This window comes from Actinomadura sp. KC06 (assembly GCF_004348735.1).
Taxonomy (GTDB): domain Bacteria; phylum Actinomycetota; class Actinomycetes; order Streptosporangiales; family Streptosporangiaceae; genus Spirillospora.
Window position 1 is genome coordinate 92,880 of sequence record NZ_SMKT01000006.1, and the last position, 14,540, is coordinate 107,419.

Below are 14,540 nucleotides of genomic sequence, written 5' to 3' on the forward strand. Positions count from 1 at the left end.
ACGGTCACGCGGGCGTTGCCGAAATGTAGCCGTACGGTTGCGTTCCGTGGGGAACGCCGACGCTGACGTACCGTCCCGGGGCCCGCTCGTTGCGTGATTGTTTCGCACCCTTTATCCAGATCAGAGAGGTTGTACGCCAAGATGTGCACCTGACCTACGGATCTACGCGGATCCGACGCAACCATCTGAAGGGGGACCAGTGATCACCGGTTCTCTGCGCCGTCACGGGATCGTGACGGGCGTGCTTGTGCTGACGGGCGCGCTCGCCCTTTCGGCATGCGGCGAGAAGGAAGACGAGTCGGGTGGGGGCCCCAAGATCACCGCTTCGGGCGGCGCGGACGCCAAGCTGGCGGGGATGGTCCCCGACGCGATCAAGTCGGACGGCAAGATCCTCATCGGCACCGACGCGACGTACGCGCCGAACGAGTTCCTGGACACCGACGGCAAGACCGTCGTCGGCTGGGACCGCGAGCTGTTCGACGCGGTGGCGACCAAGCTCGGCCTGAAGACCGAATGGGTCTCCAGCAAGTTCGACGACATCGTGCCCGGCGTCCAGTCCGGCAAGTACGAAGCGGGCGTCTCCTCCTTCACCATCAACGACGAGCGCAAGAAGGCCGTCAGCATGGTGAGCTACTTCAACGCCGGCACCCAGTGGGCGACCAAGAAGGGCAACCCCGCCGGCGTCCAGCCCGACAACGCCTGCGGCAAGAAGATCGCCGTGCAGAAGGCCACCGTCCAGGTCGACGACGTCCAGAAGCGGTCGAAGGAGTGCACGGCCGCCGGGAAGCCCGCGATCACCATCGACCAGTACCAGGGCCAGGACCAGGCGACCGCGGCGATCGTGTCCGGCAAGGACGACGCCGGCCTCGCCGACTCGCCGATCATCGCCTACGCGGTGAAGAAGACCAACGGCCAGCTCGAGCTGCTCGGCGACATCTACGAGGCCGCCCCGTACGGCTTCGTCGTGCAGAAGGAGCAGACGCAGTTCGCCGAGGCCATCGCCGGCGCCACCAAGGCCCTCCAGGCGGACGGCACCTACAAGAAGATCCTGGAGAAGTGGAACGTGCAGGCGGGGGCGATCACCGACTCGGCCGTTAACCCGTAACCGATGGCGGATCTCACAAAACAGACGCCGGACCCGGCGCGGCCTGAAGCGATCAAGGCCGTGCCGGTCCGGCACCCCGGCCGCTGGGCGGCGGTGGCGGTCATCGCGGTGCTCGCCGCGATGTTCGTCCACATGCTCGTCACGAACGACAAGTTCCAGTGGTCGTTCCTCGTCGACAACGCGTTCCGCCCCAACATCATCCGAGGCGTCTGGACGACCATCGCGCTGACCGTCCTGGCCATGCTGATCGGTGTCCTGTCCGGGGTCGTCCTCGCCGTGATGCGGCTGTCGGACAACCCCGTCCTCAGCGGCGTCGCCTGGCTCTACACCTGGTTCTTCCGGGCCGTCCCCCGCCTCGTGCTGGCGATCCTGTTCGGCAACATGGGCATCCTGTACGCCGAGTACCGCGTCGGCGGGGTGCCGTTCGCGGGGCAGCTCGGCGACCTGATGGGCGTCGACATCGACGCCACCCTCTTCACCCTCGACGCGCGCACGCTGCTGACCGGCTTCATGGCGGGCCTGCTGGCGCTGGCGCTGTCGGAGGCCGCCTACATGGCGGAGATCGTGCGCGCCGGCATCCTGTCGGTCGAGCCGGGCCAGGAGGAGGCCGCGAGCGCCCTCGGCATGTCGCGGTTCCAGACCCTGCGCCGGATCATCCTGCCGCAGGCGATGCGCGTCATCGTCCCGCCGACCGGCAACGAGACCATCGCGATGCTCAAGGACACCTCGCTGGTGGCGTTCGTCCCGGTCACCAACGAGCTGTTCTTCCAGCTCCAGGCCGTGGGCTCGCGGACGTTCAACGTCTTCCCGATGCTGGTCGCGGCCTGCATCTGGTACCTGATCCTGACCAGCTTCCTGCTGGTGGGGCAGTACTTCATCGAGCGCCATTTCGCCCGCGGGGCGGGAGCCCCCAGGGAGAAGGGGGCCGCGCTGCGCGCCCTCGGCTTCGGCAGCGGGGGAGGAGGAGCATGAGCGTGCCGGACGCCGTCGCGGACGTGATGGTGAGGTCGGAGGCGGTGCACAAGTCGTTCGGCCGGCTGGAGGTGCTGAAGGGCATCGACCTGGAGGTCAAGTCCGGCGAGGTGATGTGCGTCGTCGGGCCGTCCGGGTCGGGCAAGTCGACGTTCCTGCGCTGCATCAACCACCTGGAGAAGATCGACTCCGGGCGGCTGTGGGTGAACGGCCACCTGGTCGGCTACCGGGAGTCGGGCGGCAAGCTCTACGAGCTCCGCGACCGCGAGGTCGCCGCGCAGCGCCGCGAGATCGGCATGGTGTTCCAGCGGTTCAACCTGTTCCCGCACATGACGGCGCTGGAGAACATCATGGAGGCGCCGCACCGGGTGAAGCGGCTGCCGAAGGCGGACGTCCGCGAACGGGCGCTCGCGCTGCTGGACCGGGTCGGGCTGGGCGACAAGGCGCAGAGCTACCCGTCGCAGCTGTCCGGCGGCCAGCAGCAGCGGGTCGCGATCGCGCGGGCGCTGGCCATGGAGCCCGCGCTGATGCTGTTCGACGAGCCCACCTCCGCGCTGGACCCGGAGCTGGTCGGCGACGTGCTGGAGGTCATGAAGCAGCTCGCGCTGGACGGCATGACCATGATCGTGGTGACGCACGAGATGGGGTTCGCCCGGGAGGTCGGCGACTCGCTGGTCTTCATGGACGAGGGCGTCGTCGTCGAGAAGGGCACGCCCCGCGAGGTGCTGGCCGACCCGAAGCACCAGCGCACGAGGGACTTCCTGTCCAAGGTCCTCTGACCCGGCGATCCCGGTCGTACGGCCCGTCCCCTGGGGGGCGGGCCGTTTCGCCGCGGGGCGGACGGTTAGTGTGCGATCCATGTTCGCTGTCACGGCTACGAAGATCGATGCAGACAATCCGCTGAACGGGCTGACCGCGGGGGAGCGGCCCGATCCCGACGTGCCGGACGGCTGGACGACCGTCACGGTGAAGGCGGCCGCGCTCAACCACCACGACCTCTGGTCGCTCAAGGGCGTCGGGCTGCCCGCCGACCGGCTCCCGATGATCCTCGGCTGCGACGCGGCCGGGCTGGACGAGGACGGCAACGAGGTCATCGTCCACTCGGTGATCGGCGACCCGGGCCGGGGAGGCGGCGACGAGACCCTCGACCCGAAGCGGTCGCTGCTGTCGGAGGCGCATCAGGGGACGCTGGCGGAGAAGGTCGCGGCGCCGCGCCGCAACCTCGTGCCGAAGCCGGCCGGGCTGTCGTTCGAGGAGGCGGCGTGCCTGCCGACGGCGTGGCTCACCGCATACCGGATGCTCTTCGACAAGGCGGGCCTGCAGCCGGGCGCGTCCGTGCTGGTGCAGGGGGCGGGCGGCGGCGTCGCGTCGGCGGCGATCGCGCTGGCGTCGGCGGCGGGGTACCGCGTCTACGCGACCAGCCGCACCGAGGAGAAACGCGAGCGGGCGCGGGAGCTCGGCGCGGACGAGGCGGTCGAGACGGGCGCGCGGCTGCCGGAGCGGGTCGACGCCGTCATCGAGACCGTCGGGCAGGCGACGTGGTCGCATTCGCTGAAGTCGCTGCGGCCCGGCGGCCGGATCGTGGTGTCCGGCGCGACCAGCGGGGCGGTGCCGCCGGCGGAGCTGAACCGGGTGTTCTTCCTGCAGCTGTCGGTGGTCGGGTCCACGATGGGCACGCGGGACCAGCTCGAGCGGCTGGCGCGGTTCCTGGTCAAGACGGGCACCAGGCCGGTGATCGACCGGACGCTGCCGCTGAGCCGGGCGCACGAGGGGTTCGCCGCCATGGCCGAGGGCGACCTCTTCGGAAAGATCGTCTTCACGCCCTGACCGGCGGCCCCCCGAGGGTCACCGGTCGTCCTTGCGGAAGATCTCCCGCTTCAGGCGGTCGCGGGTCTCGTCGAGGAGGGTCTGGGCGGCGGCGAGGTCGTCGTCGTCCAGCCGCGCCGTCTTGGCGGCCTTGCGGACGTCCTCGACGAACCCGCGGAGCAGGCGCTCCAGCTTGAGGCGGGCGACGTCGTCGCGGGTGCCGGTCGCCGTCTTCCAGGCGTCCTCCCAGTTCTTCCGCCACTCCTCCTTCCACGCCTGCTTCTGCTCGCGCCAGTACTCCTTCTGGCGCTTCCACTCGTCCTTCTGGCGCCCGGTGCTCTCCTTCCAGGCGTCCTTGGACGTGGTCTTGCCCTGGTCGCGCATCGTCCGGGCGGCCTGGGTGAGCTCCTCGCGCAGCGTCCGGACGGTCTGCCGGACGTCCTCCTGCACGCCGCGGGCGAACTCCTGCGCCGACGCGGAGATCTCCTCCTCCAGCTCGGCCAGCTCGTCCATGCGGCGCTCCAGCTCCTCGCGGCCCTTGTCGGTCAGCGAGTACACCTTCTTGCCCTTGATCACCTCATGGGTGACGAGGCCCTCCGACTCCAGCCGGGCGAGCCGCGGGTAGATCGTGCCGGGTGAGGGCGAGTAGACCCCGAGGAACCGGTCCTGGAGGAGCCGGATCACCTCGTAGCCGTGCCGCGGGCTCTCCTCGAGGAGCTTCAGCAGGTACAGCCGCAGGCGACCGTGGCCGAAAACGGGGCTCACAGGGTCCTCACTTCTCCATTCGCGGGGTGGTGATCTCGGGGTCGTCGTCGCGCCCGACGAGGGTGACGGCGCCGGACACGGTGTTGACCGTCAGCCGTCCCGAGCCGTTTCCGAGTTTGCCGGACCGGGTGCGGGCGAGAAGGCCGTCCTGCTCGGTGAGCTCGGGGAACGTCGTGTCCAGCGGCCCGGCGGCCGAGTTCAGCGTGACGTGCGCGTCGGCGGAGTACGGGATGCGCAGCGCCACCTCGCCGGACACGGTGCTGACGTCCACCCGGGCGTCGCCGCCCAGGCTCACGTCGGCGGCGACGCGCCCGCTGACGGCCCGCGCCGTCAGCCGGCCGACGGAGCCGCCGGCGAGGGACAGGTCGCCGGAGACTGAGGTGAACGAGACCGCCCCGTCCAGGCCCTGCGCCTCGATCGCGCCGGAGACGGTGTTGGCGTCGACCGCGCCCGCGACCCCGTCGAGGGTCACGTCGCCGGAGGCGCTCTTGATGGACGTGCGGGACGTCGTGCCGGTGACGACGGCGTCGGCCGACACGAGGTTGAGGGAGACCGGGCAGTCGCGCGGGACGGTCACCGTGACGGCGGCGCGGCACCGCTGGGTGCGCAGCCAGCTCAGCACGCCTTCCCACAGGTTCTCGTGGGTGACCGTGAGCATGCCCGCCTCGTGGGTGACCACCAGCGGCGGGCCCTCGACGTCGCCGATCATGATGGACGGGCGCTCGTCGGAGGCGAGCACCGAGACGGTCCCGGCGATCAGCGTGGCCCGCAGCGCGACCACGCCGTCGAAGTCGAGGGTGGTCGGTTCGTCGATCGTCCAGCGCGACATCGCGTTCGCCCCTTCGTCCGAGCGGCCTCCATCCAGTTAACACGATATGTCGCGTTTCTGGAAAGTCAAGATGTATCGCGTTCGGGTCCGGCCGGTCTCCCGGGCCCGGCCGCTACCCGTCCTCTTCCTCGTCCAGCCGGGCCAGCCAGGTGGCGAGCCGTTCGACGGACGTCTCGAACTCGGGGTTCAGGTCGACGAACTCGCGCAGCCGCTCGGCCAGCCACGCCAGGCTGACCTCCTCCGTGCCGCGCCGGTCCGTCAGCTCCTCGATGCCCCGATCGGTGAAGTACATTGCCTGATTTCTCTTTCGTACTGATTCAGCCTGATCCGGCCGGGACGCCGAGAGCTCCGGCGCGACGCACCGGAGCCCCCAGAGTCCACCGTCCTCCAGCCCCCACCCGCCGCCATTCAACGGATGAGCTTCGCTCGACGGACTCGTTTACTTGGGCTCGAACAGGCGGGCGAGCAGGGCCTCCTGCTCGGCCTGGTGCAGCTTCGCCGAGCCCACGGCCGGGGACGAGGACGCCGGACGCGACACCCGCGACAGCTTCAGCCCGTCCACGTGGTGCGGCAGCTTCAGCGCCATGAACGGCCAGGCGCCCATGTTCGCCGGCTCGTCCTGCACCCACACGACCTCGATACCGGCCGGGTACTTCGCCAGCTCCGCCTTGATCTCGTCCACCGGCGGCGGGTAGAGCCGCTCGACCCGGACGACGGCCGTGTCGGACGCGCCCGCGGCGTCGCGGGACTTGACCACGTCGTAGTAGATCTTGCCGGTGGTGAGCAGCACGCGCCGCACGCCCGCCGGGTCGATCGCCGGGTCGGTCTCGGGGATGACCGGCTGGAACGCGCCGCCGGTGATCTGCTCGACCGGGGACGTGGCCGCCTTCAGCCGCAGCAGCGACTTCGGCGTGAACACCACCAGCGGCTTGTTCCGCCCCGACAGCACCTGCCAGCGCAGCAGGTGGAAGTAGTTCGCCGGGGTGGTCGGGTAGATCACGGTCATGTTGTCCTGCGCGCACAGCTGCAGGTAGCGCTCGATCCGCGCGGACGAGTGGTCGGGCCCCTGCCCCTCGTAGCCGTGCGGCAGCAGCAGCACGACCCCGGAATGCTGGCCCCACTTCTGCTCGCCGGACGAGATGTACTCGTCCACGATCGACTGGGCGCCGTTGGCGAAGTCGCCGAACTGGGCCTCCCAGCAGACCAGCGCGTCCGGACGCGTCATGGAGTAGCCGTACTCGAAGCCCATCGCCGCGTACTCGCTCAGCAGCGAGTCGTGGACGTAGAACTTCGACACGCCCTGCCCGAACTGCTTGAGCGGCGTGTACTCCTCACCGGTCTTGCGGTCGACCAGGACGGCGTGCCGCTGGCCGAACGTGCCGCGCCGGGTGTCCTGCCCGACGAGCCGCACCGGGTGGCCGTCGATCAGCAGCGAGCCGAACGCCAGCAGCTCGCCGGTCGCCCAGTCGATCGCGTCGTCCTCGATCATCTGCGCGCGGCGCTGCAGGATCGGCTGCAGCCGCGGATGCGGGGTGAAGCCCTCCGGCAGGCTGACCTGCGACTCGATGATCCGCTTGACGGTCTCGGCCGGGATCGCCGAGCCCGCGCTGCCGTGGTCGATCGGGATGCGCTCCTCGACGTCCGGCTTGACCACCGAGCCCGGCTCCTGCGGCCGCTTCACCGCCTCGCGGGTCTCGGTGAAGGCCCGCTCCAGCTGCTCCTGGTAGTCGCGCAGGGCCTGCTCGGCCTCCTCGACGGTGATGTCGCCGCGGCCGATCAGCGCCTCGGTGTACAGCTTGCGCACCGAGCGCTTGGCGTCGATCAGGTCGTACATCAGCGGCTGGGTGAACGAGGGGTTCTCGCCCTCGTTGTGGCCGCGCCGCCGGTAGCAGACCATGTCGATGACGACGTCCTTCTTGAACGTCTGCCGGTACTCGAACGCCAGCCGCGCCACCCGCGCGCACGCCTCCGGGTCGTCGCCGTTGACGTGGAAGATCGGCGCCTGGATCATCCGGGCCACGTCGGTGGAGTAGACGCTGGAGCGCGAGTACTCCGGCGCGGTGGTGAACCCCACCTGGTTGTTGATGATCACGTGGACGGTGCCGCCGGTGCGGTAGCCGCGCAGCTGCGACAGGTTCAGCGTCTCGGCGACCACGCCCTGCCCGGCGAACGCGGCGTCGCCGTGCACCAGGATCGGCAGGACGCTGAACCCGGCCTCGCCGACGTCCAGCAGGTCCTGCTTGGCGCGGACGACGCCCTCCAGCACCGGGTCGACCGTCTCCAGGTGCGAGGGGTTCGCGACCAGCTCGCAGTGGATCTTGGAGCCGTCGTCGGCGACGAAGTCGCCCGCCGCGCCGAGATGGTACTTCACGTCGCCGGAGCCCTGCGCGCTGCGCGGGTCGAGGTTGCCCTCGAACTCGCCGAAGATCTGCCCGTAGGACTTGCCGACGATGTTGGCCAGGACGTTCAGCCGGCCGCGGTGCGCCATGCCGATGACGACCTCGTCCAGGCTGGCCTTGGCCGCCGCCGAGATCACCGAGTCCAGCAGCGGGATGACCGACTCGCCGCCCTCCAGCGAGAACCGCTTCTGCCCGACGAACTTGGTCTGCAGGAACGTCTCGAACGCCTCCGCGCTGTTCAGCCGGCGCAGCACGTGCAGCTGCTCCTCGCGGGACGGCTTGTCGTGCGGGACCTCCACGCGTTCCTGGATCCAGGCGCGCTCCTCGGGGTCCTGCATGTGCATGTACTCGATGCCGACCGTCCGGCAGTACGCCATCCGCAGCACGCCGAGGATGTCGCGCAGCTGCATCGTCGGCTTGCCGCCGAACCCGCCGGTCGCGAACTCGCGCTCCAGGTCCCACAGGGTGAGGCCGTGCTTGAGGATGTCGAGGTCGGGGTGGCGGCGCTGCTTGTACTCGAGGGGGTCGGTGTCGGCCATCAGGTGGCCGCGGACCCGGTAGGCGTGGATCAGCTCGTGGACGCGGGCGACCTTCGCGACGTCGTCCTCGTGGGTGGCGGAGATGTCCTTGACCCAGCGGACCGGCTCGTACGGGATCCGCAGCGCCTCGAAGATCTCGTCGTAGAAGCCGTCGGAGCCGAGCAGCAGCTCGTGGATGCGGCGCAGGAAGTCGCCCGACTGCGCGCCCTGGATGATCCGGTGGTCGTAGGTGGAGGTCAGCGTCATGACCTTGCTGATCCCCATGCGGGCGAGGGTGTCGCTGGACGCGCCCGCGAACTCCGCCGGGAACTCCATCGCGCCGACGCCGATGATCGTCCCCTGGCCGGGCATCAGCCGCGGCACGGAGTGGACCGTCCCGATCGTGCCCGGGTTGGTCAGGCTGATCGTCGTGCCCTGGAAGTCCTCAAGGGTGAGCTTGCCGCCGCGGGCCTTGCGGACGATCTCCTCATAGGCGGCCCAGAACTGGCGGAAGTCGAGCGTCTCGGCGGCCTTGATGCTCGGCACCACCAGCTGCCGCGACCCGTCGCTCTTCTGCAGGTCGATCGCCAGCCCGAAGTTCACGTGCTCGGGCCTGACCAGCACCGGCTTGCCGTCCACCTCGGTGAACGCCGCGTTCATCTCCGGCATCGCCGCGAGCGCCTTGACGATCGCGTAGCCGATCAGATGCGTGAACGAGACCTTGCCGCCGCGCCCGCGCTTCAGATGGTTGTTGATCACGATGCGGTTGTCGATCAGCAGCTTCGCCGGGACGGCCCGCACGCTCGTCGCCGTCGGCACGCCCAGGCTGGCCTCCATGTTGGACGCCGTCCGGGCCGCGACCCCGCGCAGCCGCACCTCCTCGGCGCCCTCGGGCACCGGCGGCGGAGCGGGCCTCGCCTTCTCGGGCGCGGCCGGCTTCGCCTTCTCGGGCTCCGGCTTCGCCTTCGGGGGCGTCACGGGCCGCTGCGGTGTCGGCGGAGCGGCCGCTGTGCCGTTCGCGGGCTTCGGGGCCGCGCCGTCGGTGGGCGCCTGGGGGGACGCGGGGGTCGCGGACGTCGGCCGGCTGTCCGGCTGGTAGTCCGCGAAGAAGTTCCACCAGGCCTCGTCCACCGAGTTCGGATCTTCGAGGTACTTCTGGTACAGCTCGTCGACCAGCCACTCGTTGGCACCGAAGTCTGTCATCTTTGGGTCGGCACTAGTTTGCGACGACTCTGTCGACACGGCGGAGATCGCCCTCTTCCGCAGCTCGCAGGTAAGTTCTGAGACGAATCAAGGCTACTGCAGTGTCAGCCCAGGGGGCGTGCCCCTGGGCCGACCTGGCCGCCGGGTCAGTGCGTGTGGGGCGCGACGGTCGGGCCCTCGCTGGCCTGGATGAGCACGAAGCCCTGGCCCTGGTACGCGAGCTGCATGGCCTCGCCGCTGCCGCGTCCGATGAGGGCGCCCGCCTTGAAGGTGCGGTTGACGCCGACCTGCAGGCTGGTGCTCCACGCCACGGCCGACTGGCCGTCGGCGAAGGTGGGGGCGCGGCCGCAGTCGAGCATGACGGGCGTGCCGTGGGTGGTGAGGGCGACCCAGCCGGTGCCGGTGAGGGTGGTGTTGAACAGCCCGCCCGCCGCGATCCCCGCGCCCTGGACGCGCTGGATGTCCGACTGCAGATGCGAGTCGTAGGCGAGGATGTTCTTGCCGTTGACGGTCATCCCCTCGTTCTCCAGGTAGAACAGGTGGATGTCGTCGGCGTCGTTGGCGCAGAACAGCAGGCCCTGGCCCTTGACGCGCATCAGCGGCACGCCCTCGCCGGTCAGCGCCTTCTTCATGAACTTGCCGATGCCGCCGGAGCCCTCGTAGTCGAACTCCATCTGGCCCTGGAAGGCGACCATGGACCCCTGCCGGGCCAGGACGTCCCCGTTCAGGTGGATCCGGAGCATCTTGGAGTTCTGGAGCGCGAAGTGGCCGGGAAGCTGCTGGCCCTGGTCGAGGTTTCCGAAGAATTGGCTGCGCATGGTCGGGTCGTGCCTCTCGTGCGGATTACTGGAGAACCGCCAGCATAACGAGGGGATGAGGTCAACGTTCCCGGTTATGCGGGGCGGTCCAGTCGAGGAGGGGCCCCTTGGGGACGACCCCGGACGGGTTGATGTTGCGCTGCGTCACGTAGTAATGGCGCTTGATGTGGTCGAAGTCCGTGGTGTCCCCGAAGGCGGGAACCGAGTACAGATCGCGGGCGTAGGCCCACAGGTTCGGGTAGTCGACCAGCCGCCGCAGGTTGCACTTGAAGTGCGAGTAGTAGACGGAGTCGAAACGGGCCAGCGTGGTGTAGAGGCGGACGTCGGCCTCCGTGATCCGGTCGCCGAACAGGTAGCGCCGGCCTGCGAGGCGTGCTTCGAGCTCGTCGAGCGTCTTGAAGAGGGCGTCGACGGCTTCGTCGTAGGCGGCCTGGGCGGTGGCGAACCCGGCCTTGTAGACGCCGTTGTTGACGGTCGTGTAGACGACGCCGTTCAGCTCGTCGATCTCGGGACGGAGCGCCTCCGGGTACAGATCGGGGGCGCCGGGACGGTGGTACGCCGTGAACTCGGTCTCCATCATCGTGGTGATGTGCGGGAAGTCGTTGGTGACCAGGCGCTTCGTCTCGGTGTCCCAGATGCAGGGGACGGTGTAGCGGCCCTTGAACGACGGGTCGCTGTGCAGGTACAGCTCGGAGAGGAACTCCGCGCCGGTGACGGGGTCGCGGCCGGGGATCCGCCAGCCGCGCTCGTCCCGGATGGGGTCCACGACGGCGAGGCCGATCACGTCCTCCAGGCCCAGCAGCCGCCGGACGATCATGCCGCGCTGCGCCCACGGGCACGCGTACGACACGAACAGCCGGTAGCGGCCGGGTTCGGCCTTGAGACCGCTGCTTCCGTCCGCGGTGATCCGTTCCGTGAACCGGTTCGCCTGCCGGACGAACCGTCCGCTCTCGACCTCCTGTGCGGTCATCGCTCCGCTCCCTTCCGTGTGCTCTCTCAGATGCGCATGCGGCCGCAGATCATCGGCAGGTCCAGGTGGGTGCGGATGCCGGGCGGGGCCGCGCAGACCGCCGGGACGGAGTTGAGCACGTGCGCGGCCGCGGCGGAGATCGGGTCGGACACCCAGTTCTCGTCGGCCGTGAGCGTGAGCGGCGGGCGGCCGTTCACGCGCAGCGAGTAGCCGGGGCGACCCCACTCGTCGGGCATCCGGGCGGCGTCCGCCTTGTGCACGATCTCGACCGTGATCACGGGCCGTCCGGCGGCGATGCCGCTGAACGTCCAGCGGGCCGCGGCGACCGTGCCGCGCGGCACCGGCCCGGCGGCGGTGGCGAGGTCGGTGCGGGCGAGGCGGTGCTCGACGTCCACGTCGATCTCGTCCAGGTCGACGCCGAGGCCGGCGGCGACCAGGTGCAGGCTCTCGGCGAACAGCGCCCGCATCACGGTGCGGTGCGGCCGCAGGGCGCGCAGGTAGGCGTCCTCGTCCTTCCCGAAGCCGACCGTGTGGTGCACCATCTGCCAGGACGGGTGCCGGGCGAAGTCGGAGCACTCGCGGGCGTAGACGTGCGTGATCTGCCGGGACAGCCGCGACAGGACCAGCGGCATCACGTCCGCCATGAACCCGTTGCTGATCCCGCTGCCGTGCACGGACGCGCCGCCCCGCTTGCACGCCTGCTCCAGCTCGTTCGCGAACTGCGGGCCGTGCGCCTGCGGGTAGACGTAGCCGTTGGTGCAGATCACGTTCTTGCCGGACGACAGCAGCGAGCAGATCAGGTCGAGCTCGGCGTACCGGTCGAGCGCGGGAGTCGGGGCGTAGACGACGCAGTCGGCGTCCAGGTCGAGGATGTCCTGCACGTCGCCGGTGGCGGCGACGCCGGCGGGGTCGCGGCCGGCGAGCGTCCCGGCGTCGACGCCCGCCTTGGCCGGGGCGTGCGCCCAGGCGCCGGCCAGCTCCATGTCGGGCCGGTCGAGGACGCCCCTGATCACGCAGCGTCCCAGCGTGCCCGTCGCCCACTGCACGACGCGGTACGGGCGGGGGTTCGGCGAGAACGCGCCGGCGGGGCTCATCGGTACGGGGACCTCCGTTGCTCCTCGCGAGGAGACTACGCCCAGCAACGGGCGAAAAGCGGCATTCCGTGCAACTTTCCTACCAAGTCCCATCGTACGCAGGAGTGAAGTGACGTCCAGATGCCGGACGAAATCGGGGGGTGTGGCCGAGCGGGATTCGGTTCAGTGGTACCACTGGGTAACCCCCGGATGGTTACCTGGGGAGAGTCGGTGCCCGTTCGGTGCATGTGAGGAGACTGAGATGTCGGAACTGCGCTACGACGACCGGGTGGCGGTCGTGACCGGGGCGGGCCACGGCCTCGGCCGGCGGCACGCGCTGGAGCTCGCCGCGCGCGGCGCCAAGGTCGTCGTCAACGACCTCGGCGGCGACCGGGCCGGCACCGGCGCCTCCGCCGGTCCCGCCCAGGAGGTCGCGGACGAGATCACGAAGAACGGCGGCGAGGCCGTCGCGAACCCCGGCAACGTCGCCACCCCCGAGGGCGCGGAGTCGATCGTGCGCAGCGCGCTGGACGCGTTCGGCAAGATCGACATTCTGATCAACAACGCGGGCATCCTGCGCGACCGGTCGTTCAAGAACATGACCCCGGACGAGTGGGACGCGGTCATCGCCGTCCACCTGCGCGGCTCGTTCCTCGTCTCAAGCGCCGCCTGGCCGCACCTGCGCGACAACGGGTACGGCCGGATCGTCAACACCTCGTCCCCGGCGGGCCTGTTCGGCAACTTCGGCCAGGCCAACTACGCCACCGCCAAGATGGGCCTGGTCGGGTTCACCAAGACCCTCGCCCACGAGGGGGCCAAGTACGACATCAAGGCCAACGCGATCGCGCCGGTCGCGTGGACGCGGATGACCGAGGACCTGCTGCCCGCCGACTTCGCCGGCAAGCTGGGCGTCGAGCAGGTCACGCCGCTCGTCGCCTACCTCGTCCACGAGTCCAACCAGGACTCCGGCGAGGTCTACACCGTCGGCGGCGGCCGCATCGCGAAGGTCTTCGTCACCGAGGGCCCCGGCTACGGGCAGCGCGAGACGCTGTCGGTGGAGGACGTCCGCGACAACTGGGCGGCCATCAGCGCGGACGCGCCGATGGCCGTGCACAAGAATGCGATGGAGCAGATGGGCCCGCTGATCCAGCAGCTCGGCTCCTGAGCCGTTGAGCGGGATCACGCTGGACCGGCGGGACGGGGTGCTCACGATCGCCCTGTCCCGTCCGGAGCGGCTGAACGCGGTCGACGCCGCCCTGGCGGAGGAGCTGCTCGACGTCCTCAACGGGCTGATGCGCGACCCGGAGACTCAGGTCGTCGTCCTCACCGGCGAGGGCCGCGGCTTCTGCTCGGGCATGGACATCCAGGGCGGGGGCGACCCTTCGGTTGAGACCGCCGAGGGCCGCGTCCAGCGACTCCACCGCGGCATCGCCTCCGCCGGCGAAGTGACAGCACGCCTGCGGGAGATCCCACAGCCGGTTGTCGCTTCGCTGCACGGCCCGGTCGCGGGCCTCGGCGTGGCGTGGGCGCTGGCCTGCGACCTGCGGGTCGCCGACCCGACCACCCGCTTCGTGCTGCCGTTCGTCGACCTCGGCCTGTCCGCGGGCGACTGCGGCCTGTCCTGGCTGCTGCCCCGCCTCGTCGGCCCGGCCAAGGCGGCGGAGATCTCCTACCGCGCCCGTCGCCTGGACGCGACCAGCGCCGACGCCCTCGGCCTCATCACGGAGATCGCCCCCGAGGGCCGGGACCTGGACGCCGCGCAGGCGCTGGCCGACGAGCTTCTCACCAAGTCCCCCTACGGCCTGCGCCGCACGAAGGAGTTGCTCAACGCGTCCCTGGACGCACCCGGTCTGCGCCGCCAGCTGATGGCGGAGACCGCCGTCCAGACCCTCGCCTTCTTCACCGAGGACCTGGCCGAAGGCATGACCGCCACCCTCCAGAAACGCCCCCCACAATTCAAGAACCGCTGAGCTCCCCGACCGTGACCGGGGTTCCAGGGGGTCGCCCCCCTGGGTTAGTCCGCGAGGGCTAGGGAGAGGGCCTCGACGTAGCGGAGGGCGGCTAGGCGGGCCAGGGCCGGGT

General features: G+C 70.1%; 13 protein-coding genes. 6 read left to right on the forward strand and 7 right to left on the reverse strand.

Annotated elements, in window-relative coordinates; all coding sequences use genetic code 11:
* Nucleotides 1–241: 241 nt before the first annotated feature.
* The 4 genes from E1287_RS03980 (at nt 242) to E1287_RS03995 (ending at nt 3,904) form a co-directional block, all read left to right on the forward strand.
* Nucleotides 242–1,105 carry an ABC transporter substrate-binding protein gene (locus E1287_RS03980; protein ID WP_243718584.1) on the forward strand — a complete coding sequence of 288 codons (864 nt, stop codon included), beginning with the start codon at nt 242–244 and terminating at the stop codon, nt 1,103–1,105.
* 3 nt (nt 1,106–1,108) lie between these two features.
* Nucleotides 1,109–2,077 (forward strand): amino acid ABC transporter permease, encoded by a 969-nt coding sequence (locus E1287_RS03985; RefSeq protein ID WP_131963423.1) that lies wholly within the window; start codon nt 1,109–1,111, stop codon nt 2,075–2,077.
* Entirely contained in the window at nt 2,074–2,856 is a 783-nt protein-coding gene (locus tag E1287_RS03990; RefSeq protein WP_131963424.1) for an amino acid ABC transporter ATP-binding protein, read from the forward strand. Before E1287_RS03985 ends, E1287_RS03990 begins: the two co-directional genes overlap by 4 nt.
* Nucleotides 2,857–2,935: 79 nt before the next feature.
* Nucleotides 2,936–3,904 carry a zinc-binding dehydrogenase gene (locus E1287_RS03995; RefSeq protein WP_131963425.1) on the forward strand — a complete coding sequence of 323 codons (969 nt, stop codon included), beginning with the start codon at nt 2,936–2,938 and terminating at the stop codon, nt 3,902–3,904.
* 18 nt (nt 3,905–3,922) lie between these two features.
* Here E1287_RS03995 and E1287_RS04000 read toward each other — a convergent pair whose 3' ends face one another.
* The 7 genes from E1287_RS04000 to E1287_RS04030 form a co-directional block, all read right to left on the reverse strand.
* Entirely contained in the window at nt 3,923–4,648 is a 726-nt protein-coding gene (locus tag E1287_RS04000; protein ID WP_131963426.1) for a PadR family transcriptional regulator, read from the reverse strand.
* A gap of 7 nt (nt 4,649–4,655) precedes the next feature.
* Nucleotides 4,656–5,477: a DUF4097 family beta strand repeat-containing protein gene (locus tag E1287_RS04005; RefSeq protein ID WP_131963427.1), complete on the reverse strand. Its 822-nt coding sequence runs from the start codon at nt 5,475–5,477 to the stop codon at nt 4,656–4,658.
* A gap of 112 nt (nt 5,478–5,589) precedes the next feature.
* Entirely contained in the window at nt 5,590–5,769 is a 180-nt protein-coding gene (locus tag E1287_RS04010; RefSeq protein ID WP_131963428.1) for a DUF6104 family protein, read from the reverse strand.
* A 147-nt stretch (nt 5,770–5,916) separates the two neighbouring features.
* Nucleotides 5,917–9,636, reverse strand: a complete 3,720-nt coding sequence (locus E1287_RS04015; RefSeq protein ID WP_131963429.1) for a multifunctional oxoglutarate decarboxylase/oxoglutarate dehydrogenase thiamine pyrophosphate-binding subunit/dihydrolipoyllysine-residue succinyltransferase subunit — start codon at nt 9,634–9,636, stop codon at nt 5,917–5,919.
* A 107-nt stretch (nt 9,637–9,743) separates the two neighbouring features.
* Nucleotides 9,744–10,415 (reverse strand): AIM24 family protein, encoded by a 672-nt coding sequence (locus E1287_RS04020; RefSeq protein ID WP_131963430.1) that lies wholly within the window; start codon nt 10,413–10,415, stop codon nt 9,744–9,746.
* A 61-nt stretch (nt 10,416–10,476) separates the two neighbouring features.
* Entirely contained in the window at nt 10,477–11,385 is a 909-nt protein-coding gene (locus E1287_RS04025; protein WP_131963431.1) for a glutathione S-transferase family protein, read from the reverse strand.
* A gap of 26 nt (nt 11,386–11,411) precedes the next feature.
* Nucleotides 11,412–12,479 carry a dihydrodipicolinate reductase gene (locus E1287_RS04030; RefSeq protein ID WP_131963432.1) on the reverse strand — a complete coding sequence of 356 codons (1,068 nt, stop codon included), beginning with the start codon at nt 12,477–12,479 and terminating at the stop codon, nt 11,412–11,414.
* Between the two features lie 241 nt (nt 12,480–12,720).
* Here E1287_RS04030 and E1287_RS04035 point away from each other — a divergent pair, with 241 nt between their 5' ends.
* Both E1287_RS04035 and E1287_RS04040 read left to right on the forward strand, forming a co-directional pair.
* Nucleotides 12,721–13,623 carry an SDR family oxidoreductase gene (locus E1287_RS04035; RefSeq protein WP_131963433.1) on the forward strand — a complete coding sequence of 301 codons (903 nt, stop codon included), beginning with the start codon at nt 12,721–12,723 and terminating at the stop codon, nt 13,621–13,623.
* Between the two features lie 4 nt (nt 13,624–13,627).
* The gene (locus tag E1287_RS04040; protein ID WP_131963434.1) at nt 13,628–14,428 is read left to right on the forward strand and encodes an enoyl-CoA hydratase-related protein; all 801 of its coding nucleotides are present in this window, start codon (nt 13,628–13,630) and stop codon (nt 14,426–14,428) included.
* The last annotated feature ends 112 nt before the right edge of the window (nt 14,429–14,540 follow it).